The organism is Brevundimonas sp. Root608 (assembly GCF_001427825.1).
Lineage (GTDB): Bacteria > Pseudomonadota > Alphaproteobacteria > Caulobacterales > Caulobacteraceae > Brevundimonas.
In genome coordinates this window covers 531,409-553,442 of record NZ_LMGT01000001.1, presented here as the reverse complement: position 1 = coordinate 553,442, position 22,034 = coordinate 531,409, and the positions used below count along the sequence as shown (strand labels likewise).

At 63.7% G+C, this 22,034-nt stretch carries 19 protein-coding genes and 1 pseudogene; 8 read left to right on the top strand and 12 right to left on the bottom strand.

All coding sequences use genetic code 11. From position 1 onward, the window contains the following. Positions 1 to 100: 100 nt before the first annotated feature. The 6 genes and pseudogenes from ASD59_RS02550 to ASD59_RS02530 all read left to right on the top strand — a co-directional run bounded on the left by ASD59_RS02550 (position 101) and on the right by ASD59_RS02530 (position 8,395). Positions 101 to 1,750 carry an MFS transporter gene (locus ASD59_RS02550; protein ID WP_055827834.1) on the top strand — a complete coding sequence of 550 codons (1,650 nt, stop codon included), beginning with the start codon at positions 101 to 103 and terminating at the stop codon, positions 1,748 to 1,750. Positions 1,751 to 1,859: 109 nt separating this feature from the next. Then, a complete protein-coding gene (locus tag ASD59_RS02545; protein ID WP_156376901.1) occupies positions 1,860 to 2,930 on the top strand; it encodes a hypothetical protein in 1,071 nt (356 codons plus the stop codon). Positions 2,931 to 3,306: 376 nt separating this feature from the next. After that, a pseudogene (locus ASD59_RS02540) lies at positions 3,307 to 4,394 on the top strand (UDP-glucose dehydrogenase family protein); the annotation flags it as partial. A gap of 14 nt (positions 4,395 to 4,408) precedes the next feature. Continuing rightward, a complete protein-coding gene (locus ASD59_RS14500; protein ID WP_369816549.1) occupies positions 4,409 to 4,561 on the top strand; it encodes a hypothetical protein in 153 nt (50 codons plus the stop codon). 54 nt (positions 4,562 to 4,615) lie between these two features. Beyond that, positions 4,616 to 6,562, top strand: a complete 1,947-nt coding sequence (acs, locus tag ASD59_RS02535; RefSeq protein WP_055827826.1) for an acetate--CoA ligase — start codon at positions 4,616 to 4,618, stop codon at positions 6,560 to 6,562. A gap of 207 nt (positions 6,563 to 6,769) precedes the next feature. Further along, positions 6,770 to 8,395 carry a glycosyl hydrolase family 28-related protein gene (locus ASD59_RS02530; protein ID WP_055827823.1) on the top strand — a complete coding sequence of 542 codons (1,626 nt, stop codon included), beginning with the start codon at positions 6,770 to 6,772 and terminating at the stop codon, positions 8,393 to 8,395. Here the strand turns inward: ASD59_RS02530 and ASD59_RS02525 are convergent. The 11 genes from ASD59_RS02525 to ASD59_RS02480 form a co-directional block, all read right to left on the bottom strand. Then, the gene (locus ASD59_RS02525; protein ID WP_055827820.1) at positions 8,337 to 9,098 is read right to left on the bottom strand and encodes an FkbM family methyltransferase; all 762 of its coding nucleotides are present in this window, start codon (positions 9,096 to 9,098) and stop codon (positions 8,337 to 8,339) included. The genes ASD59_RS02530 and ASD59_RS02525 overlap by 59 nt on opposite strands. Before the next feature lie 119 nt (positions 9,099 to 9,217). Next, positions 9,218 to 9,859 carry an imidazole glycerol phosphate synthase subunit HisH gene (gene hisH, locus ASD59_RS02520; protein WP_200943550.1) on the bottom strand — a complete coding sequence of 214 codons (642 nt, stop codon included), beginning with the start codon at positions 9,857 to 9,859 and terminating at the stop codon, positions 9,218 to 9,220. After that, on the bottom strand, positions 9,856 to 10,629 hold the full coding sequence (gene hisF / locus ASD59_RS02515) for an imidazole glycerol phosphate synthase subunit HisF (protein ID WP_055827817.1): 774 nt from the start codon (positions 10,627 to 10,629) through the stop codon (positions 9,856 to 9,858). The genes hisH and hisF overlap by 4 nt, the downstream gene beginning before the upstream one ends. After that, positions 10,626 to 11,939 carry an N-acetyl sugar amidotransferase gene (locus tag ASD59_RS02510; RefSeq protein WP_055827813.1) on the bottom strand — a complete coding sequence of 438 codons (1,314 nt, stop codon included), beginning with the start codon at positions 11,937 to 11,939 and terminating at the stop codon, positions 10,626 to 10,628. The genes hisF and ASD59_RS02510 overlap by 4 nt, the downstream gene beginning before the upstream one ends. Before the next feature lie 35 nt (positions 11,940 to 11,974). After that, positions 11,975 to 13,021, bottom strand: a complete 1,047-nt coding sequence (locus ASD59_RS02505; RefSeq protein ID WP_055827810.1) for a nucleotidyltransferase family protein — start codon at positions 13,019 to 13,021, stop codon at positions 11,975 to 11,977. A gap of 4 nt (positions 13,022 to 13,025) precedes the next feature. Then, entirely contained in the window at positions 13,026 to 14,228 is a 1,203-nt protein-coding gene (gene neuC, locus ASD59_RS02500) for a UDP-N-acetylglucosamine 2-epimerase (protein ID WP_055827808.1), read from the bottom strand. Then, positions 14,225 to 15,229 (bottom strand): N-acetylneuraminate synthase, encoded by a 1,005-nt coding sequence (neuB, locus tag ASD59_RS02495; protein ID WP_055827805.1) that lies wholly within the window; start codon positions 15,227 to 15,229, stop codon positions 14,225 to 14,227. The genes neuC and neuB overlap by 4 nt, the downstream gene beginning before the upstream one ends. Continuing rightward, entirely contained in the window at positions 15,226 to 15,861 is a 636-nt protein-coding gene (locus tag ASD59_RS14145) for a hypothetical protein (RefSeq protein ID WP_056615068.1), read from the bottom strand. Before ASD59_RS14145 ends, neuB begins: the two co-directional genes overlap by 4 nt. 9 nt (positions 15,862 to 15,870) lie before the next feature. Continuing rightward, positions 15,871 to 16,551 (bottom strand): acylneuraminate cytidylyltransferase family protein, encoded by a 681-nt coding sequence (locus tag ASD59_RS02490; RefSeq protein ID WP_055827803.1) that lies wholly within the window; start codon positions 16,549 to 16,551, stop codon positions 15,871 to 15,873. Next, entirely contained in the window at positions 16,548 to 17,750 is a 1,203-nt protein-coding gene (locus tag ASD59_RS02485; protein ID WP_235561698.1) for a LegC family aminotransferase, read from the bottom strand. Before ASD59_RS02485 ends, ASD59_RS02490 begins: the two co-directional genes overlap by 4 nt. Positions 17,751 to 17,760: 10 nt before the next feature. After that, the gene (locus tag ASD59_RS02480; protein ID WP_055829646.1) at positions 17,761 to 18,771 is read right to left on the bottom strand and encodes an NAD-dependent 4,6-dehydratase LegB; all 1,011 of its coding nucleotides are present in this window, start codon (positions 18,769 to 18,771) and stop codon (positions 17,761 to 17,763) included. Between the two features lie 217 nt (positions 18,772 to 18,988). On the opposite strand from ASD59_RS02480, the gene ASD59_RS02475 reads away from it, so the two are divergent. Together ASD59_RS02475 and ASD59_RS02470 are read left to right on the top strand one after the other, a co-directional pair. Further along, the gene (locus ASD59_RS02475) at positions 18,989 to 19,966 is read left to right on the top strand and encodes an NAD-dependent epimerase/dehydratase family protein (RefSeq protein ID WP_055827798.1); all 978 of its coding nucleotides are present in this window, start codon (positions 18,989 to 18,991) and stop codon (positions 19,964 to 19,966) included. 118 nt (positions 19,967 to 20,084) lie between these two features. Further along, a complete protein-coding gene (locus ASD59_RS02470; RefSeq protein WP_055827795.1) occupies positions 20,085 to 21,332 on the top strand; it encodes an O-antigen ligase family protein in 1,248 nt (415 codons plus the stop codon). 34 nt (positions 21,333 to 21,366) lie between these two features. Here the strand turns inward: ASD59_RS02470 and ASD59_RS02465 are convergent, their stop codons facing one another. Then, complete coding sequence (locus tag ASD59_RS02465; RefSeq protein ID WP_055827792.1) at positions 21,367 to 21,999, bottom strand: sugar transferase; 633 nt, start codon at positions 21,997 to 21,999, stop codon at positions 21,367 to 21,369. Positions 22,000 to 22,034 lie beyond the last annotated feature (35 nt).

Below are 22,034 nucleotides of genomic sequence, written 5' to 3'. Positions count from 1 at the left end.
TCGTTCAAACCCGGGTCCTCGGCTTGGCGGGGACGCACGGATATCTGGCTCGACTCCGCCGGTTTCGCCGTTCAGGCTCCCCGCACCCTGGGGAGGCCGCATGACCGACGACGCCGAACACACCGTCGACCGCAACGACCGCCTGGTTATTCTCGCCTCGTCGGTCGGGACGGTGATCGAATGGTACGACTTCTATCTGTACGGGTCGCTGGCGGCGATCATCACCAGCCAGTTCTTCTCGGGGGTCAACGAGACCACCGGCTATATCTTCGCCCTGATGGCCTTCGCGGCGGGGTTCGCGGTGCGGCCGTTCGGGGCCGTCTTCTTCGGTCGGCTGGGCGACCTGTGGGGGCGCAAGAACACCTTTCTGGTCACCATGCTGCTGATGGGACTGTCGACCTTCGTCGTCGGCCTTCTGCCGTCCTATGCGGCCATCGGCGTCGCGGCTCCGGCCATCCTGATCGCCATGCGGCTGGTGCAGGGCCTTGCCCTGGGCGGCGAGTACGGCGGGGCGGCCACCTATGTCGCCGAGCACGCGCCGCCCGGGAAGCGCGGCTTCTACACCTCCTTCATCCAGATCACCGCCACCGCAGGGTTGCTGCTGAGCCTGCTGGTCATCCTCGGCGTGCGCACCGCCCTCGGCGAGGAGACCTTCAAGGCGTGGGGCTGGCGCATCCCCTTCCTCGTCTCGATCCTGCTTCTGGGCGTGTCGCTGTGGATCCGGCTGAAGCTGGCCGAGAGCCCGGCCTTCGCCCGCATGAAGGCCGAGGGGCGCGGATCGCGCACTCCGCTGAAGGACAGCTTCGCCCGCTGGCCGAACCTGAAGCTGGTGCTGCTGGCGCTGGTCGGCCTGACGGCGGGTCAGGCCGTGGTCTGGTACACGGGCCAGTTCTACGCCCTGTTCTTCCTCGAGAAGACGCTGAAGCTCGACGGCCCGCTGGCCAATATTCTCGTGGCGATCGCCCTGCTGCTGGCCACGCCCTTCTTCGTCTTCTGGGGCTGGCTGTCGGACAAGGTCGGCCGCAAGCCGATCATCCTGACCGGCTGCCTGCTGGCGGCCCTGACCTATTTCCCGCTGTTCCACGCCCTGACCCAGGCGGCCAATCCGCAGCTGGCCGCGGCCACGGCCACGGCGCCCGTCAGCGTATACGCCGACCCCGCCGATTGCGCCCTGCAGTTCGATCCGGTCGGCAAGACCGTGTTCGACAGCTCCTGCGACCTGGCCAAGTCGTATCTGGCCAAGGCCGGCGTCACCTATGTCAACGTCGCCGCGCCCGCGGGCTCGACGGCCGAGGTCCGCATCGGCGAAGTCAGGGTTCCCAGCTTCGACGGCGCCGCCCTGCCTCGCCCGGACTTCGCCGTCCGCAAGACGGAATGGGAAGCCGGCCTCGGCGCCGCCCTGACCGTCGCCGGCTATCCGGCCAAGGCCGACAGCGGCCTGGTGAACAGGCCGATGGTCGTCGGCATCCTGTTCCTGCTCGTCCTCTATGTGACCATGGTCTACGGGCCGATCGCGGCGGCCCTGGTGGAGATGTTCCCGACCAGCATCCGCTACACCTCCATGTCCCTGCCCTATCATATCGGCAACGGCTGGTTCGGCGGCTTCCTGCCGACCACGGCCTTCGCCATGGTCGCGGCCACGGGCAACATCTACTACGGCCTGTGGTACCCGGTGGTCGTGGCGCTGGTCACCGTCGTGGTCGGCTTCCTGTTCGTCCGCGACCGGAAGGACGTCGATCTGCATGCGTGAAGGCCCGTCGCTCATGACGCCGACGGCCGTACATCTCGCTCGTTGACAGCCACCCCGTCCCAGCACCCAATAGTCCCGGCCGTGGCCGCCAGCGAGAGAGTCGACATTCATGGGCGCCGTCAGATTTATCCGCCGGCACTTTGGCCTTCTTGTGCTTGTCGCCGCCTGTCTTTCATTCGGCGCTGCGGCCGGCGGATACGTGGCGGCCGGCTTGCTCAGCGCTCGGGCGCAGGCCGAAGCTCGGGAACAGAGGCGAAACCCCCGTCAGACGTATCCCGTAAACCGGGCGAAAGTGCAGGCAGCCATGAATCGCGCACGCGACAACGGGCCCGCCCTGCGCCAGGCGATGATCGACGAAATCGTCCTGAAGAACGTCCAGGTCCAGCGGACGGAAGAAGGCTTTCTGGCGAGCTACTACGGGTTTCGGGTCAGAGGATTGCTCTCCCCCGGCGGTGGACGCTGTCTTGTCGTGTACGTGCAGGGCCACACCGGCAGTCCGAACGATTTTGACTACTACCGCGAGATCGCGCGTGCCGCACATGCTCGCGGTTGCGACGTCCTGGGTTTTTCACTCGTGGGAATCGGTCTGAATGCGGGCCCGGTCAGTTTCCCGTCCGCGCGATTGGGGCAGACGGTTCATCTGTCGGCATCCGAAGCGGCCAACCATGAGACTTACCGGCTGTTTGCGGACGAATTGCACCCACAAGCGACGCCGCTAAGCCTGTTTCTCTCGGGCCACTACGCCATTCTCCGCGAAGCGGTAAGGGGCTATGAAGACGTGTCGATCATCGGGATTTCCGGGGGAGGTTGGGCGACGACAATGCTTGCGGCGATGACGCCGGAGATCGACCGCTCGATTTCATGGGCAGGAAGCCTGCCAAGGGAATACCGGTTGTTCGGCCTCGATATCGGAGATTTCGAGCAGGACGGGCCGTTCTTCGACCGCTTCGATTACTGGACCCTCTACATGATGGGCGAGATTGACGCCGCTGGCCGTTCAACCCGCTCGGTTGTGCTTGTCTACAATGACCAAGACGATTGCTGCTTTGCTGACCCCGCAGCCTCAGCTTTCCGACAGGACATGCTCGGATTCGGCTGGCCGAACGTGATAGTCGTCAAATCCACCAGCCATGTGATCGAGCCCGAACTGGCCAAGCAACTGCTGTTTCCTCGCTCCTGACCGAACCCGCCGGCCCCACTCTCTGGCGCCGAGTAAGGGAACTTCCGGCACGGTTGGCAAAGTCCTCTTCACGGCGACCTGCCGAGGGTCCGGTCTCCGGGAGATTGTAGGGACGGCCTCAGCGACGAGCGTCGTCCTGCCTCGGTCACAGCCCTCCGACCCGGCTGGGCACACTGAAGATCGGAGGCTGATGGAGACGCGATCGCTCCGTTTCATGGCAAGGTCGGCGGATCCCCGTCTCGGACGTCCAGGGTCGCAGTCCCGTAAAACACCGCGCGAGGGAGCAGACCGGCCTGCGATCGAGCGCTTGCCAAAATGGCCGTGGCCAAGGCGGCGCCTGCTCGTTATCCCGGGGCCCTGTTAAACGGAGACTTCCATGCGCGTGGCGATGATCGGTACCGGCTATGTGGGGCTGGTTTCAGGGGCGTGTTTCGCGGACTTCGGCCACGARGTCGTGTGTGTGGACAAGGACCGCTCCAAGATCGAGCGGCTGAAGCGCGGCGAGATCCCGATCTTCGAGCCCGGCCTGGACGATCTGGTCGCGGCCAATGTGCGCAGCGGGCGACTGTCGTTCGCCCTGGACGGCGCCGACGCGATCCGGGCGGCGGACGCGGTCTTCATCGCCGTGGGSACGCCGTCGCGACGCGGAGACGGCCACGCCGACCTTTCCTATGTATACGCCGCGGCCGAGGAGATCGCCGGCCTGATCGAGGGCTTCACCGTGGTGGTGACCAAGTCCACCGTGCCGGTGGGCACGGGCGACGAGATCGAACGCATCATCCGCGCGCGTCGGCCGGACGCCGACTTCGCGGTCGTGTCCAACCCGGAGTTCCTGCGCGTGATCAAATACGCGGCCAACGCCTTCCTGGCGATGAAGATCACCTTCATCAACGAAATGGCGGACCTGTGCGAGGCGGTCGGGGCGGACGTGCAGCAGGTGGCGCGCGGCATCGGACTGGACAAGCGGATCGGCGCGAAATTCCTTCACGCCGGGCCCGGCTATGGCGGATCGTGCTTCCCCAAGGACACCCTGGCCCTGGTGCGGACGGCCACCGACGCCGGCGCCCCGGTCCGGCTGATCGAGACGACGGTCCAGATCAACGACGCGCGCAAGAAGGCCATGGCCGGAAAGGTGGCGGCGGCGATGGGCGGCGACCTGAAGGGCAAGACGGTGGCCCTGCTGGGCCTGACCTTCAAGCCGAACACCGACGACATGCGCGACGCGCCGTCGCTGGACGTCGCCCCCGCCCTGATCGCCATGGGCGCGACGGTTCAGGCCTTCGATCCCGAGGGCATGGACGAGGCCGCCAGACTGCTGGACGGGGTGGTGTTCAAGGACGGGCCCTACGACGCCGTGGAAGGGGCCCATGCGGTCGTCATCCTGACCGAATGGGACCAGTTCCGCGCCCTCGACCTGGACCGGGTCAAGCTGCTGCTGCGCGAACCCGTCATGGTCGACCTGAGNCCATGCGGTCGTCATCCTGACCGAATGGGACCAGTTCCGCGCCCTCGACCTGGACCGGGTCAAGCTGCTGCTGCGCGAACCCGTCATGGTCGACCTGAGRAACGTCTACCGGCCCGAGGACATGCGCGCCCGCGGCTTCCGCTACGTCTCGATCGGACGAAACTAGCTACTCGCCAGGCTGCCGAGAGTGCATCATGCCCATGTTCCCGAGTGAGGAAGCATGACTGATTCCCACCTCTATCCCGTCCCCACCGGCTGGGCCGAGCGCGCCCATATGGATGCCCCGGCCCATGCGGCGGCCCGGATCGCCGCCCGCGAGGAGCCGGACGCCTACTGGGGCGAGTGCGCGCGTCGGCTCGACTGGATCACCCCGCCGACCGTGATCAAGGACGTGTCCTTCAACAAGGCCGATTTCCGCATCCGCTGGTTCGGGGACGGGGTCCTCAACGTCGCCTGGAACTGCCTCGACCGGCACCTGGCCGAGCGCGGCGACCAGACGGCCATCATCTGGGAGGGCGACGAACCGACCCGGTCCGGCGGTCTGACGTACCGCGAACTGCACGCCGAAGTCTGCCGCATGGCCAATGTGCTGAAGGGCCTCGGCGTGGCGAAGGGCGACCGGGTGACCCTCTACATGCCGATGATCCCGGCCGCGGCGGTCGCCATGCTGGCCTGCGCCCGCATCGGCGCGGTGCACTCGGTCGTCTTCGGCGGCTTCTCGCCCGACAGCCTGGCCGGCCGGATCGAGGACTGCGGCTCGAAGGTCGTCATCACCGCCGACGAGGGCCTGCGCGGCGGCAAGCGGGTGCCGCTGAAGGCCAATGTCGACGCGGCCCTGGAGAAGCTTCCGCCGGGAAGCGAGGTCCAGCACGTCCTGATCGTCTCGCACACCAACGCCGCCATCCCGATCGTCGCCGGCCGCGACGTCCGCTATGGCGAGGCCGGGCGCGGCGTCTCCGACGACTGCCCGTGCGAGCCGATGAACGCCGAGGACCCGCTGTTCATCCTCTACACCTCGGGTTCGACCGGAAAGCCCAAGGGGGTGCTGCACACCACCGGCGGCTATCTGTTCTGGGCGGCGTGGACGCATGAGCTGGTGTTCGACTACCGCCCCGGCGAGGTCTTCTGGTGCACCGCCGACGTCGGCTGGGTCACCGGCCACAGCTATTGCGTCTACGGCCCGCTGGCCAATGGCGCCACGACCCTGATGTTCGAGGGCGTGCCCAACTATCCCGACTACAGCCGCTTCTGGCAGGTGATCGACAAGCACCAGGTCGAGATCTTCTACACCGCCCCCACGGCGCTGCGGGCCCTCATGCGCGAGGGCGACGGACCGGTGAAGGCGACCAGCCGCAAATCGCTGCGCCTGCTCGGCAGCGTCGGCGAGCCGATCAATCCCGAGGCCTGGCGCTGGTATCACGAGGTCGTCGGCGACGGCCGCTGCCCGATCGTCGACACCTGGTGGCAGACCGAGACCGGCGGAATTCTGGTCTCGCCCCTGCCCGGCGCCACCGATCTCAAGCCGGGCTCGGCGACCAAACCCCTGCCGGGGGTCGAGCTGGAGCTGGTCGATGCCGAGGGCCGGGTGCTGGAGGGCCCCGCCTCGGGCAACCTGTGCATCACCGACAGCTGGCCCGGCCAGATGCGCACCGTCTGGGGCGACCACCAGCGCTTCTTCGACACCTATTTCAGCGCCTATCCGGGCAAGTATTTCACCGGCGACGGCTGCCGTCGGGACGAGGACGGCTACTACTGGATCACCGGCCGGGTCGACGACGTGATCAACGTCTCGGGCCACCGCATGGGCACGGCCGAGGTCGAGAGCGCCCTGGTCCTGCACGACGACGTGGCCGAGGCGGCGGTGGTCGGCTTCCCCCACGACATCAAGGGTCAGGGCATCTACGCCTATGTAACGCTGAACGCGGGGGTGGAGCCGACCGACGACCTCAAGAAGGCGCTGGTCGTCCATGTGAGGAAGGAGATCGGGCCGATCGCGGCGCCCGACGTGATCCACTGGGCGCCGGGGTTGCCCAAGACCCGGTCGGGCAAGATCATGCGGCGGATCTTGCGGAAGATCGCCGAGGGGGACGTGGGGAACCTGGGCGATACGTCGACGCTGGCCGATCCGGGGGTGGTGGGGGAACTGCTGCGCGACGCACCCTCGTGAGGCTCCCAGGCGCGACGCTGCCCGGTGGGTGATCATCCTGCGGTATCAGTCTGTCCTGAGGCGAAGCGCCGGAGGCCGCTTCCGATCCTCCTCGGTCTCCCGCCGCGGCGACGTTATGGGCCCGCCGGGATCGGGGGTCGGGTCGCGGAGTTATATGGCAGCCCGAACGATCATCAGTGAAATTTGTGTCCCGGCAGGAGGACTTACATGGCCCATACCGACGGCGATCGGCTGAACCGGCGAACCCTCGTCTCTCTGGGCGCGGCCGGCCTCGCAGGGGCGCTTACAAGCTCCGCGGACGCGAAACCAACCGCGCCGGACACCCTGGCGAAGGACGGGCGCCAGACCGTCACCCCCGCCTTGCCGGCGCCCAACGTTTCCGATCTGTCCCGGAAGGTCGATCGAACCGCGAATCTCTCGGATCTGGCGGACAGCGAGGAAGCGTTTGGGAACCTGGGCTTCGTTCAATCGGGAGCCGGCGCCGTCCGCCGCACGGCCAGGGCAAAGGCTCAGGAACTCGTCAGCGTGGCAGACTTCGGGGCGACGGGCGAGGGAACCGGAGATGACACGGCAGCCTTTGTCGCGGCGGCGGCGGCGCATCCCGGCAAGATTATCCATGTACCCGCGGGAACCTACCGACTCGGCCAGGTCGGCAATCTGAACGAGGCCGGCACGAGCTTCCGGGGGGCCGGCCGCTATGCTTCGATCATAAAACCGGCTGCATCCATGCGGTCAGGCCAAGCGATATTCTACAATGGATCGGCGACCGAGGGGACCTCCGCCTATGGGCTGATCGAGGACATCGGGTTCGACCTGTCGGGCCAGGACTGCATTTGCATCGACCTGTCCTCATGCAACAATTTCAACGTCAACCGTTGCCATTTTCGAGGTGGGAGCAACCGGAGATCTGCACTCGGAACCGGCGTCCGATTCGGATCCCCCAGAAACCAGGGGGCCTACACCAACACCGTCACCAACTGTTCCGGGCACGCTCTCTCCAAGGGGCTTGAGTTTGGCAGGGGCGCCAACTCCTGCATGGTCGTCGGGGGTGAATACCTGAACTGCACGGTGGGGGCCGATGCGGGCCCGGACGACTATCTGGACACACCCCGCATTATCGGGACGCGCTTCGAGGGTTGCGGCGTCTCGGTCAGGATCAGGGCCTTGGGGGCCCAGCTCCACGCTGTCCGCTTCGAGGACAGCGCTGTAGCTGACGTGGAATTCCTGAAGGGGTCCGATCGCTGTGAGATCATGGGTGGCTATTCGGCGTCGTCCCGGGTCACCCTGCTGGCGCCGGAAAACTGTACAAACCTTGTCTGCATCGCCGGCGATCTGGGTTGGTTCGAGACCCACGACGGCGCGAAATACATGCAGGGCGTACATGTTTTCTCCGGAGTAGGTCAGGCCGCAGCGCCCGCCTTGCCGGCTGGAGTGAACGCGACGGCCTTCTTCACGCAGACAGCCGTGCTGTTCAACGACGTTAGCCTGGAGGCTGTGAATACCAGCAACGACGACACCCTTCTCATGCTCCGAGGGAACACGAGCAACGAACTCGAGATTCTGGGGTTCGACAGAAAACTTCGAGCCTATCGCGACGTCAACATCGGAGGGGGAGAATCGATCAATCCGCTGGGAACCGGCGTAACGAGTCTGGGCAAGGACTCGCGAAGATTCAGGACGGCGAACCTCAGCGAAGGCGTTCGGGTGGCAGGCAAGCAGGTGGTGGGAGCGCAACATCCTGCCATCGACGACGCGACAGACGCCGCCAGCACGGTCAGGCAGCTGAATGCTGTTCTTGAATGCCTGCGCGCGCACGGCCTAATCGCGAAGTGACTGCGGTCATGCCGACACGCCCCGCGCGCCACAAGCCGTTGATGTTTCTTAGCCAGCTGGAAATATAGAGCCGTTTCCACGTAGGTAACGGCAGGCGCTTGTTGATGAACAGAACGTCCTTATTGTTGGGCGTGAACCGTATCATATGGAAACCGATGTCCTTGAGACGTTGCTTGGCTTCCTCAGTTCGATCCCTGAGTTCGGGATACCAGAAATCGTGAAATTCGACGGTGATCTGATCGATACTCCGCAAGGTGTCCGCGTTTGCTTCCAGAATCATATCGAGTTCCGCGCCTTCGATATCCACTTTCAGCAGACTAACCGGGCCGGTCCTCTTGAGGATCGACTCCAGCGACGCCGCTGCGACCATGGTTGTGGTTCTTGAGCCGGTAGCTTCAAGGAGACCGCCCACCACGGCGAGATCCATCACCGAACCTGTCAACTCCTTGTCCATGTCGTAGGTAAGGGCGACTTCGCCGTCGTAGGCCGTGATCGCGGCCTGGATAACATCGATGCCGCGCGCCTCGAGGTCTCGGGCGAGCTGGGGAACCGGCTCCACCGCGGTCACCAGACAGCCATAGCGAAGCGCCATCGGAACAGTGAACTCGCCCCGGTTGCCGCCAAGGTCCAGCACTCGGGCACCCGCCGGGAGAAATTCCGGCAAGAAGCTGTGCTGGCTTATGCGTTCGAGTGTCTTCGTCATATCTGCTCCCCTGCGGGTCATACCGCAGGTCCGGCACAGGGACCACACTGAGCCCGGCCTAATGTTGCGTTCATCGATTGGGATCTGGTGCCTCTGGATTCGGGGCCTGGCCGAGCCAGCTAGGTATGAAGAAATCGCTCGAGAATACGGAGGCCCAGAGGTCCGCTCTTCTCGGGATGGCATTGAAATGCCGTGATGTTGTCCTGTTGGACAGCCGCGCAAACGGGATAGTTGGCGTAGTCGACATTCGCCAGGCGTCGATCATCATCCTCCGGGATGCAGCTATAGGAGTGCACGAAATAGGCGGAGGAGGCCCCGGGCTCAACGCCGTCAAGAAGGGTGCCGTCCCAGGTCCGCGTCTCTGGCTTCAGGAGCGGGCTCCAGCCGATATGAGGAACCTTTCGCACCCCCGCCTGGTCCGCCGGCGGAATGGGCGCGACGTGCCCGGCGACCAGTCCCAACCCCTCGTGCCGTCCGAACTCGAGACTGTAGTCGAACAGCAGCTGCATGCCCACGCAGATGCCGAGGAACGGTCTCCCGCTCGCGGCGAACGCCCGAACCTCGTCGGTCAGCCCGCTGTCTGAGAGCGTGCGGATACAGGGTTCGAAGGCTCCGACTCCGGGCAGGACAAGCCGGTCAGCAGCCCTTATCCCGGCCGCTGATGACACCAGACGAGCCTCCCCGCCAGCGCGCTCGATGGCGCGCGCCACGCTGTAAAGATTGCCGATTCCATAATCGACTACATGGACAATCGCCGTCACGGCCGAACCTCCGCATCGCGCCGGACGCGCAGGCCCGCCGCGACCGCCGCCTCCCGGATGTCGGACAGGTTTGACCGGTTGTAGTGAAGGATGTCCGCCATTGCGACCGCGTCGGCGCCATGGGCGACAGCGCTGATCATATGGGCCGCCGATCCCATCCCGCCGCTGGCGATTACCGGGATCGGCACAACGCGCGTAACCGCCTCGATCAATTCAGTGTCGAACCCCTTGCGCGTTCCTTCCTGATCGACAGACGTCAGAAGAATTTCGCCAGCGCCCCGCTCGTAGCCGAGCCGACACCAATCGACCACATCGACACCCGTGGATTCTCGGCCGTTGTCCGTGAACGCCTCCCACCGGCCGGGGCCGCTCCGCTTGGCCTCGATTCCCAGAACCATGCATTGGGAACCGAACCGTTGAGCGATCTCGGTCACCAGTTCGGGGCGACGAAGAGCCGCTGTGTTTATCGCCACCTTGTCGGCGCCGGCCCTGAGCATGGCGCGGACATCATCGATAGAACGCAGTCCGCCCCCCACCGTCAGTGGCACGAAGACATCCCGTGCGGTCCGCGAGACGATGTCGCCCAAGCTGTTGCGACCGTAAAGACTGGCCACGATGTCGATGTAGATCAGTTCGTCGGCGCCCTGCTCATAGTATCGCCGGGCATAGTCCTGCGGATCGCCGATGACCCGCAGCCCTTCGAGATGGATCCCCTTGATGAGATTGGGACCTTTGACGTCCAGCCTTGCGATCAACCGGGTATTTCTCATGCACGCTGATCCGTTCGCCCCCAGGGCGTGTGGCGCAACTTCCATTCCCCGTCCTGCACGGACCAGAGATGAGGGGAACGGAACCGGTCGCAGACGGCAAGAAACTCCTCGCGCGACATTCCGATGTAATCGAGGAACTCGGCCTCATAACGAGCAGGGTATTCGCCCTCATATCGCTCCATCAGCGAGAGGCCTTCTTCGCGCGTGATATGGTGGTTACGAATTTCCTGTGCGGAATCCATCATGGCGCGCCCGACGCCGAATTTGATCCAGCGAGTAAAGTAGAAGAACCCGTCAACCTTGTCATCCAGGCTATTGTACTTCGAATAGGTCCCCTCGGTACGCACCGGATTGGCCTCAAACCCGGTGTGTTCAACGGCGTAGTAATAGGCCTCTTGGGGCACCCACTTCTTGTAATAACCCAGATACTTCCAGTCGATGCCCTTCTGTGTGAGCACATCCGGATCCAGAGGTAGATAGCTCTTGAGATCAACAAGAGCGACACCTTCATCGAGATATTCCCCGATCGGTTTTCCACCCAGCAATATATCTCTCAGATCACGATCACCGAAATAATCGAGCTTGAAGCCCTCGCTTTCGGCTTTTTCGCCGGCGGCCGCATAACTGGACGTCTTGTGACTGATCTGTTCCCCATACTCGCCAGGCATTTCACCATAGAATATCAACGGGATATTCATCTGGGCGGCCATTTTGGCCACGAATGTTTTCTGGCCGAGAATGAACGGTTGGAAGGGATGCAAAAGATTGATTGTTGCATTCCGCGTCAACAATCGATGGATCTTTCCGTTTGGCGTGTAGAGATAGTTGTCAAACCCTCCCACGTGCAGCCACTGCTGGAAGTTCTTCCACCCAATGTCAGTGTAGAGATGCGGTGACCAGGTCACCGTGAGCGGGTTCATTCCGTATTTGTATTTGAGCAGGTGCGACTGCATGGCGCTGTCCTTGCCTCCGCTCCCGCCCACGATGCAGTCGTAGCCGCCGTCGGTACGACGATATTTGTTGCAGAGCTCGATCAGTTCGCGCTCGCGCTCGTCCCAGTCGATTTCGCCATCGTCCTTCATCGCATTGAAGCGACATGCGTGACATACGCCGTCTTCGTCGAAGCTGATCGTCGTCTTGGTTGAGCCGTGCCCGTGCGTGTATTCGTTCGCTGACATCGGCTGCTGATTGGACATGTTGCATTGCACGCAGAAGCGGACTTCACGCGGCAGGCCGTAATAGACCTCCAGCTCCGGCTCTGGCCGGTTGAAGCGCGAGATATCGACGCTGGGACTGGGACCGATCTTCATGGCGAGGCCTTCTCAGAACTTGGTGAACGGCGCCTTCAGGCGTCCGTATGGGCGGTGCGCGCCTGCTCGAGGTCAGTCGGTCGACCAACATCGAGCCAAGGTTCGTGCATGGGGTAGACAATAGTGCGCCGTCCGGCCGCCTGCAGGCGCTCGAAAAGGGCGGGCATGTCGCAGTGCTTGTTGTATTCCAGACAGTCGAGCGCGTCCGGATTGAGAGCGTAAACACCTGCGTTCACATGGCTCTTGAATATGGGCTTTTCCTCAAATCCGACAATGTCGACTCCCTCCGTACGGACGACGCCGAAAGGGTGCTGCCATTCATGCGACTGCACCGCCATCGTTGCTGCGGCGGCGTTCCGGTCATGGAAGCTGAGGATATCGCTGTACCGCACGTCAGTCAGGACGTCGCCGTTGGTCACCAGGAACGGACTGTCCGGCCGCTCCAGCAAGCTCAGCGCCCCTCCCGTGCCGAGTGGCGTATCCTCGCGCACGTAGTCGATGTGGACATTCCAGGCGGAGCCGTCACCGAAATGGTCCTCGATCATATGGCCGAGGTAATGTACCGCGATCACGAACCGGTCGAAGCCGTCCGCCGACGCGCGCTCGATGATATGCTCCAGCATCGGCTTGCCTCCGACGGCCAGCAAGGGCTTGGGGCAGTTCTCGGTATGCGGGCGCAGCCGCACGCCCCGCCCACCGGCCATGACCACCATGAGATTGGGCCGCTTCGCCAAGGCGATCAGCGTGTCCCAAACGTGGAGCCCGATGACGCGGTTGGTCTCGTCGACCACCGGCAGCTGATGCACCTTGTTGGCGTACATGATCTTGTTGATCGCGTCGGCCGACAGGCCAGGCGGCGCCACCAGGGGCGAGGTGTTCAGGATGAGGGAGGCCGGACTATCCAGCCCGAGACCGCGCAACAGCCCGCGACGAATGTCACCGTCAGTGATAGTTCCGACCAGCCGTTCCCTTTCGTCAACCGCGATGACGATCTGCAAGCCGGCAACATCCAGCTGCTGGATCGCCTGCTGCAGGGTCGACCCCGCGGGCAGCAGGCAAGCGCGCCACTGATTGGAAACCATCGACCTATTCCCTGACGCCATTCCCGACGTGCGGGAAGGCGCCGTACACCGCTACGTCGCGGAAGCGCTTTTTTAAAAGCCCCCGAAGCGGATGCTCTTGCAGGACCCGCACGATGGCCTCCGAAGCCCCCCCTTCGCCGTAAGGATTGGCGGCGGTCGCCGTCTGCTTCCGGAATTCTGGAGAGTGAGCACGGGCCAAGGCAGCCTCTATCGCGTCTCGTTGCGGCGCACAATCGATTACGCTGGCCGCCTTCAACCGTCCAGCCTGACGGTCTCCGATGTTGACTGTGGGGATGCCGAACGACGGCGCCTCCAGCAGGGCGCTGGAGGAGTTGCCGACCACCGCGTCCACCTGGGCCATGCAGGAAAGATAACGCAGCTGCCCGAGCGACGGATAGGCCACGGCGTTCGGACGCGCGGCGGCGTAGTCTTCGATCTGCCGCGCCAGGGCGCGACCGCCCGTGTCGGCGTTCGGCAAGGTGAATATCAGTCCGGTGTCCGGCCCCATAGAGTCCAAGGCATCGAACAAGGCCTGCACCTGCGCATCGGCGTCATCGTCGTCCAGCGTAACTGGGTGGAAGGTGATCAGCAGATTCCGGGATCGGAACCGGACGCCGGGATCGGCCTCCAGCGCCGATCGATCCATCAACGTCAGCCGATTGATGGCGTCCACGCCCAGACCGCCGACGAGAAACACCCGGTCAGGATCCTCCCCCAGCTGAATGACGCGATCACGGTACGGGGCCGCTGCAACAAAGTGCAGGTGAGACATCTTCGTAATTGAATGGCGGATCGATTCATCGAACGCGCCCTCCGTTGTTTCCCCGCCGTGAATGTGGGCGAGCGGCACGCCGGCCACCATCGCAGCCGCGGCTGCGGCGAAGATTTCGAACCTGTCGCCCAGCACCACGACGACGTCGGGCTTGAGCCGCGCGAACACGTCGCTGAAGCCGATCAGTCCCAGCCCCATGGCCTTGCCGACGCCGACCGCGGTGTCGGAGCTCAGCAGCATTTCGACGCGATCGTCGATGACGACGCCATCGGCCTCGATCTCACCCACCGTCATGCCGAACTCGGGGGACAGGTGCGTGCCGGTGACCACGGTCTGCAGGATCAGGTCCGGAGCCTCGGCTACCCCTTCAACCACGCCTCTCAGCAAGCCATATTCGGCGCGCGTGCCCGTGACGATGCAAACCCTCCGGCTCATAGGACGATGAGTTCATCAGCCGCGAAGTCGCGCGACGCCGTGCGGCCCATGACCTCGTCCCACCGCATCGGGGAGATGCCGGTGCCGGGCCTCTTGGCGGTCACGTTGCCGGCCGTGAACTGTTCACCCGCGCTGATGGGCGTCTGGGCGACCAGAGATTTGCGAGCGATATCGCGGTTCTTGATCTCGCTCGGACTGGGCCGCTTGACGCCGTCGCCCTCCATGGCCTTTTCGATGTTGCGAATGGCCGAAACCATAGCCTTCAATTCAGCCGGCTCCAGGCTGGCGCGATGATCTGGGCCGGCGCGGTTTCGGTCCAGGGTGAAATGCTTCTCGATCACGGTCGCCCCCAAGGCCACAGCCGCAACCGGCAACTCAATGCCAAGCGTATGATCAGAATAGCCCACGGCGATGTTGAAGGCCGACGCGATGTTGCCCATCGCGCGCAGGTTCACATCCCCCATCGGCGTCGGGTATTCGGTGTTGCAGTGGAGCACAGTCAAATCGGAGCGCCGCACTCCACCCTCCTCCATGACCATGATCGCGTCCTCAATTTCCCCCAAGGTCGCCATGCCTGTCGAGAGGATGACAGGAACTCCCTTGGTGGCCACGTGGCGCAGGTATGGAAGATTTGTCAGTTCGCCGGATGGCACCTTGATGCGGTCGATCCCGAGTTCGATCAGCATGTCGAGGCTTTCGAGATCAAACCCGGTTGAAAAGAACCGGACTCCGAGCTTCTCGCATTCCCTGATCAAGGCCTCGTGATCGGAACGCGACAGTTCCAACCGGCTGATCATCTCCCGCTGACTTTCGGCAGCATCGGTCGTGGCGACCTGATAGCCGGCCTTTGGCGCGTGATGCGCGACCATTCGATCGGCCACGAAAGTCTGGAACTTGACCATGTCGACGCCCGCATCCGCCGCGACCCGGACAAGTTGCAGCGCGACATCCAGATCGCCGTCGTGGTTCACGCCCGCCTCGGCGATAATGAGGGTGTTCATCTTATTCTTCTCGCTGGAACGCCTGCATATACTGCATCAGCCTGACAGTCCCGGATCACGACTGCTCCAGCGCCAATCACGGTGTTGTCTCCAATGGAAAGGGGGCGATCCGCCGTGCCGTTGCTCACGACGGCCCCGACACCGATCCAGACGCCAGCCCCCATGTGCACGGAGCCGGCCACAGAGGCTCCGGGAGAAAGAGTGCTGAAAGCGCCGATCCTGCAATCATGGGAAACGGTGGCGTTCAGATTGAAATTACAGAAGTCGCCGACCGCGACGTTGGTTGTTATTCGCACACCGGCCTGAACGACGACCCCCCGGCAAGCGCTCAGGAATTCCCGTTGGCCCAAGCCGAAACTGGCGTCCGGGTGCAACAGGGATGGAAAGGTCAGACGGTCCTGGTATCGAGCCGCGACACGGGCGCGGGCGATATTGTCCCCGATGCCGATTGCGAATGCGGAACCGTCGAGAAGGACCGCCTCCGCCTCTTCGATAACTTCCAGGTCCGACGTTATCGACGGAGCCTTGTCTGCCGATTGCGACAGCAGAACCGGCACATAGCCCAGAGCAGCGGCTACACCCGCCAACTCCCGGGCCTGCCCTCCCACACCGAAGATGAACAGTCGTTCCAAGCCAACCTCTCAGGCGCTGCGGGTCATCAGCAGAATTTCGGCGAGCCGCAGATCGAAGGGGGTGTCGATATCCAGCGAGCGATCGTCCGGCATGACATATCCCAACGTGCCGGACCCCGTGAGCGCACGGTGAGACATCAGCCAATCCCGCTGCGCGTAATACATCGCCCCGTTCAGGACGTAGAGCGGCTCGAGATCCTGCCGCCGCGCCGCCGACGGACTCTCCAGAAACGGCGTCAGACGGCCTTCCATGGAGCGCGCGAACATCCATGCAGGATGCTCCGCCACCGCACATACCGATACGACGCTCTCCGACTTCGTCGCTTCGACCATCGCCAACAGACCCTCGATATCCGAGGTCCCGCGAAGCGGCGAGGTCGGCTGCAACAGGAGCAGGCTCGTCGCATCCGGCAACATTTCCAGCGCGTGCATGACAGGAGCGATCCCGGGCGCCCCGTCGGTGGCCAGATTCCCGGGCCGCAGGAACGGAACTTCCGCGCCCGCAGCGCGTGCAATCTCCGCAATCTCCTCGTCGTCGGTCGTGACCACCACCGAGTCGATCCCACGCGCTGCAAGCGCCGCTTCAATCGTCCAGACGATCAGGGGTTTTCCCGCGAGATCGCGGATGTTCTTGCGCGGTATGCCCTTCGACTGACCCCGGGCGGGAATGAGGGCGAGCACCCCGCTCATGACCCGGCCCGGTTCACCAGGCGAGGGCTGCTGGGCACGTTAATCACCCGTGTCGCCATGTCCTCGGCCACCGTCAGGTCCGCCCGCGGACAGGCCGCGTACATCGGAAGCCGGTGCATGAGCGTCCACACGGGTCGGGACATGTAACCTGCGGCGTTCAACCCCTCCAGCACGTGTTCCTGCGCGGCTGCCTCCCCCGGGGCCAGGACGATCGTGTTGAGCCAATAGTTGCTGGTGGACCCCTCAGGTTCCGCCAGAAAGTCCGCGCTGACGATCGGCCGGAACGCTTCGGCATAACGGGCGGCCAGCGCCCGCTTGCGAACCAGCATGTCCGGAAGTTGTTCGAGCTGAGCGCAACCCAGGGCGGCGTTCAGGTTGGGCATCCTGTAATTGTATCCCACCTCGTCATGCACAAAGTTCCAGCGATCATGGACCCGAGCAGTGGTCGACAGGTGCTTGGCGCGGCGCGCCAGCCCTGCATCGTTGGTCAGGACGGCTCCGCCCCCACCCGTCGTCAGCACCTTGTTTCCGTTAAAACTCAGAGCAGAAACGGCGCCGACATTGCCCGTGTGGACGCCGCGATGAAGTGAACCGAGCGACTCCGCCGCATCCTCGATCAAGACCAGCTTCCAGCGCTCCGCGAGGGCGGACAGCGCGTCAAGATCACAGGGATGGCCAAAGGCGTGCATCACGACCAGGGCCCGGATCGTCGCCCCGGTCGAGCGGTTGACGCATCGTTCACCTTCGACACGCGCCGTGGAGGCCAGATGGTCCTCAAGGCGATCAGCATCGACGCCCAGGGTCCGGCTCTCCGAATCGACGAAATGGGGGATCGCTCCAGCGTAGGACACCGCGTTGGCGGTGGCCACAAAGGTCAAGGCGGGCACCAGCACCTCGTCCCCGGGCTCGACGCCGGCGACCAGCAGACAGATGTGCAGGGCTGCCGTACCGTTCGCTGTCACGACAGCGTGCGAGATCCCCGTATAGGCCGCCAGGTCGCGCTCGAGCCGATCGACGTAGGCGCCGACCGACGACACCCAGCCCGTATCAAGACAGTCCTTCACGAAGGCCCACTCGTTGCCGGCGAATTCCGGCTCGTGGAGCGGTATCTGGGCCTGGGTCTCGCCGAGAACGGACCGCACGGCCAGCAGGATTTCCGTCGTCACCGTCGCGGGGGGAGCCAGCCTTCGAGCAAGCACGTCGTTCTCCTCAGATATTGTACACATCGGCCTTGTAGCGACGCAGGTTGGCCGGGTCGGTGAACCAGGCGATGGTTTCGTCGAGGCCGCGTCTAAAGCCGTCCCGGCCGGCGTAGTCGGGTGTCCACCCGGTCAGGCGGGCGGCTTTCTCATTGTCCGCCCAGAGCCGCTCCACCTCGCTCCCGGTGGGCCGCATACGCTGATCGTCCGCAACGATCGAAACTTCCCGGCCCATGCGTTCAGCGATGAGCGACGCCGTGTCGCCAATCGAGATTTCAAAGTTGCTGCCGATATTCACAACCTCGCCCACAGCGGCGTCGGCCTCCGCGACGGCGACGAAACCGCGCACAGTATCTCTCACATGGTTGAAATCCCGGGTCGGATGAACGGCGCCGAGCTGAATCTTCTCGGCTCCGCCTGCGATCTGGGTAATGATCGTCGGGATGACGGCACGGGCGGACTGTCGCGGACCATAGGTATTGAATGGCCGGATGGTCGCCACAGGCGTCTCGAACGACAGGAAGAAGCTTTGCGCGATCTGGTCAGCGCCGATCTTGCTGGCCGAATAGGGCGACTGGCCCTGCAGGGGATGTTCCTCGGTGATCGGCACGAAACGAGCCGTTCCGTAGACCTCGCTGGTGGAGGTGTGAACGACGCGCTCGACCCCGAGGTCGCGCGCCGCCTGCACGACGTTGAGCGTCCCCTTGACGTTTGTGTCAACGTAGGTGTCAGGGGAATGATAGGAATAAGGGATGGCGATCAGGGCCGCCAGATGCAGGACCACATCGCATCCCTTCATCGCGGTCCGGACGCCATTGGGATCGCGGATGTCCCCCGCGAACACCTCGAAACGATCACGATGCTGAGCATCGACATCATCCAGCCAGCCCCATGAGTTGAAGCTGTTGTAGTAGACGAACGCCCGAACGTCCGCGCCGATGTCAACAAGGTGTTCGGTCAGATGAGACCCGATAAAACCGTCGGCACCGGTAACCAGAACCCGTTTTCCGGCAAGCTTCACGGCCAATCCCCTTATATCCAGTCCCGACGCCGGCGGAGACGCTTCTCAAGCCGCGGCCAGCATCATTTCGCTATTGGCGATGTCCAGTCGCGCCGGTGGTCTGTAACGGCAAGGGGCACGCGAGCGCAACGGTAGATGGCGCATGTTGCGTCCAGGGCCTCATTGTGCCGCTCCGTTGTGTCCGGTAAAGCCCCGCATCCGCCATGGAGCGCGCTGAATGACCATCCTCGTGACCGGCGCCGCCGGCTTTGTCGGAATGCATGTCGCGGAGCGTTTGGCCCGCCGGGGCGAGACAGTCATTGGTCTGGACAACTTCAACGCCTACTACGATCCGCGCTTGAAGATCGCGCGGGAGCAACGGCTGGCTGCCCTACCCGGCTTCACGATGGTGCGCGGCGATATCGCCGAGGAAGGGCTTGTGACGGATATCGTCAGGCAGCGAGGGGTGCGGCGTGTGGTTCACCTCGCCGCGCAGGCCGGGGTTCGCTACTCGCTCGAGAACCCCTTTGCCTATGAACGCTCGAATCTGGCCGGCCACCTTGCGGTGCTTGAGGCCTGTCGCCATGGCCAGGTGGAAAAACTGGTCTACGCATCGTCCAGTTCCGTCTACGGCGACCGACCGATCGGCAATCAGGGGTTTCGTGAAGATGAGCCGTCGGTGCAGCCTGTTTCGCTCTATGCGGCGACCAAGCGCTCGTGCGAACTCATGAGCCACTGCTACTCCAGCCTGTACGGCATACCCCAGGCGGGATTGCGCTTCTTTACCGTGTATGGTCCATGGGGTCGGCCGGACATGGCCTATTTCAGCTTCACCCGGAAAATCGAGCGCGGCGAACCCATCGAAGTGTTCGCAGAGGGCCGCATGGCCCGGGACCTCACCTACATTGACGATATCGTCGACGGCGTGATCGGGGTGCTGGACGCACCGGCGGGGCCGGGATTGCACGAAGTCTACAACATCGGTGACAGCAGTCCCGTGGGCCTCATGGACATGATCCGCTCGCTGGAGCGGGTGCTCGGCCGTGAAGCGGTGAAGATCATGCGCCCGCCGCAAGCCGGCGATGTCACCTCCACCTTCGCCGATATCTCCAAGATCAAGGCGTTGACGGGATACTCTCCGCGGATCGGGTTTGACGAGGGCGCACAGCGCTTTGTCGACTGGTGGCGCCAGGAGGGTCGCGCCATCCTCCAATAATGAAGGCCCGGGGTTGTGATTTGTCTGGCGCCCTCTGATCCTATCCGACATTGACGTTGGGCGCCTGCCACACTCCGACGCCAGTCTGGCGCAACAACTCACCTGCAAAGTCGCACCCGTGATACTCACCGCCGCTTCGATCGCCATTTCGCTCCTGGCGCTGCTCGCCAGCCTGATTCGCACGCCACGTTTCGAGTTCGTGCGGCACTGGCTGGTGTTCTTTGCCCTTGGCGCCGGCAACATCCACATTGCCGTGGTGTCCCTGGCGGTGCTGCTGTTTGTGAACAGCGGCTACCGGCTACCGATACGTCGGCTGGGGCGAACTGAACTGATCGTCCTCGGGATGGTGGGATTGATCGCCCTGATCTCCCTGTTCTCGCCGATAACCGGGCGGACGATCACCAAGCTCCTTCACCTCGGACTCTTCGTGTTCATCGCCTTCCAGCTCATGCACGAATTCGCATCAGCCGAACGGATCCGCTTCTATCTCCGCTGCATGGTGTACGGCGCCACCGCCATGGCGCTCTTGGCCATCGCCCTCTCGTTCGTGGGTCTGACCGAGACCCCGCACATCTATCTGGCGCGAGGGTCGAACGAAGGCTCGATCTTTGTGACCTTCATGGGAGTGCTGCCGGCGTTGACCCTGATGCTCTGGGAGCGTCGTCCGCACTATTTGGCCCTCGCCGCCATGCTGGCGATCGCCCCGCTGCTCGCGGTCAGCCGAAGCAACACCGCCGTGTCCGCGGTCATGCTCGCCGGCACTTTCTACTTCCTGTTCAACCGACCGCTCATTAAGGCCACAATGCTGGTCGCCGCGGGCGCCATCATCTACCACAGCCGCGACCTGCTCAGTCTCCAGATCGGCGGTCAGATCAACTACTCTGCGCTGCAACGCATCGAACTGACCCGATATGGCTGGGATTTGTGGACAGAACGGCCCTTGACCGGATGGGGGTGGGGATCGACCAGCAATCTGGTGCCGCAGGCAATGCTGGTGGACATCGAGTACCCGCATTTTCACAATACTTGGGTCCAGATCCTGGCTGAAACAGGCGCGGTTGGGTGGTTGATAATCGCTCTGTTCGCATGGTTCGGCATACGTTGCGTCTGGATCAGCATCGTTCGTCTGCGGAGCCCCGCCATTTCAGCATACGTCTGCTTCGCCTTGGTCGGAATCGTCTGGCTCGGCTTTTTCGAGGCGTTGACCTTTGGCGCAGACCGGATGGTTCAGCTGGTGCTGATGCTGCCGATCATGGGCAACATGATCTCCCTCGGCCTGGAGGCTCAACGTGAAGCGCGAGCCGTCAGCGCCACGGCTGCCCGGGATGTCTCGACAAATTATTCGGGTTCGACGGCGGCGCCGTAGCGGGCGGCGCCAGGACCGGCGATCGTGGCGGTCGTCACACGCCTGATCGCCGCAGCACCTTTCCCACGGTTCCCACCACGGCGTGAATATAGGCTCTGAAGGTGGGATCACGCAGCCAAAGGCGCTCCAGACGGGTACGTTCGTCAAGACTTGAAACATTGTACAACTGGGCTGGCCCGGTGATGCCCGGACGCAGACTATGGCGTTCGATCCAGTAGGCTGGCGCATAGTCGGCCTCTTGGGCAGGGGTGTCGGGCCGCACTCCGACAACCGACATATGTCCCGCGAGCACGTTGATCACCTGGGGCAACTCGTCCAGATGCATGGCCCTCAGAGGGCCGCCGATCCGTGTGATGCGGGGGTCGTTGGCGGTGGTGGTCTGAAATCGGCTGCGGGCCTCCGCCAACGCGGCTGGTCCGCTGCCCTCGACCCGTCCCGAACCGCTCACCGGGTTCACCCGCATGGTTCGAAACTTGAGGATTTCAAACGCCCTGCCGCCCTTGCCGACCCGGCGCTGGACGAACAGCGCCGGGCCCCGATCCTCGGCCCGGATCATCAGGGCGATGACCCCCATGGGAATGGCCAGAACAATCAGGAGGCCCAATGCGAACAGCAGGTCGACGGACCGGATCAACAGGGGGTCGAGACGTCTCATGGTCTGGGACATTTGTTCGATTCACGGAGGACGGGACAGGCTTGCCG

Coding starts and splice junctions, on each gene's coding strand:
- ASD59_RS02550 (WP_055827834.1), top strand. CDS start 101: ATGACCGACGACGCCGAACACACCGTCGACCGCAACGACCGCCTGGTT.
- ASD59_RS02545 (WP_156376901.1), top strand. CDS start 1,860: ATGGGCGCCGTCAGATTTATCCGCCGGCACTTTGGCCTTCTTGTGCTT.
- acs (WP_055827826.1), top strand. CDS start 4,616: ATGACTGATTCCCACCTCTATCCCGTCCCCACCGGCTGGGCCGAGCGC.
- ASD59_RS02530 (WP_055827823.1), top strand. CDS start 6,770: ATGGCCCATACCGACGGCGATCGGCTGAACCGGCGAACCCTCGTCTCT.
- ASD59_RS02525 (WP_055827820.1), bottom strand. CDS start 9,098: ATGACGAAGACACTCGAACGCATAAGCCAGCACAGCTTCTTGCCGGAA.
- hisF (WP_055827817.1), bottom strand. CDS start 10,629: ATGAGAAATACCCGGTTGATCGCAAGGCTGGACGTCAAAGGTCCCAAT.
- ASD59_RS02510 (WP_055827813.1), bottom strand. CDS start 11,939: ATGAAGATCGGTCCCAGTCCCAGCGTCGATATCTCGCGCTTCAACCGG.
- ASD59_RS02505 (WP_055827810.1), bottom strand. CDS start 13,021: ATGGTTTCCAATCAGTGGCGCGCTTGCCTGCTGCCCGCGGGGTCGACC.
- neuC (WP_055827808.1), bottom strand. CDS start 14,228: ATGAGCCGGAGGGTTTGCATCGTCACGGGCACGCGCGCCGAATATGGC.
- neuB (WP_055827805.1), bottom strand. CDS start 15,229: ATGAACACCCTCATTATCGCCGAGGCGGGCGTGAACCACGACGGCGAT.
- ASD59_RS02490 (WP_055827803.1), bottom strand. CDS start 16,551: ATGAGCGGGGTGCTCGCCCTCATTCCCGCCCGGGGTCAGTCGAAGGGC.
- ASD59_RS02475 (WP_055827798.1), top strand. CDS start 18,989: ATGACCATCCTCGTGACCGGCGCCGCCGGCTTTGTCGGAATGCATGTC.
- ASD59_RS02465 (WP_055827792.1), bottom strand. CDS start 21,999: ATGTCCCAGACCATGAGACGTCTCGACCCCCTGTTGATCCGGTCCGTC.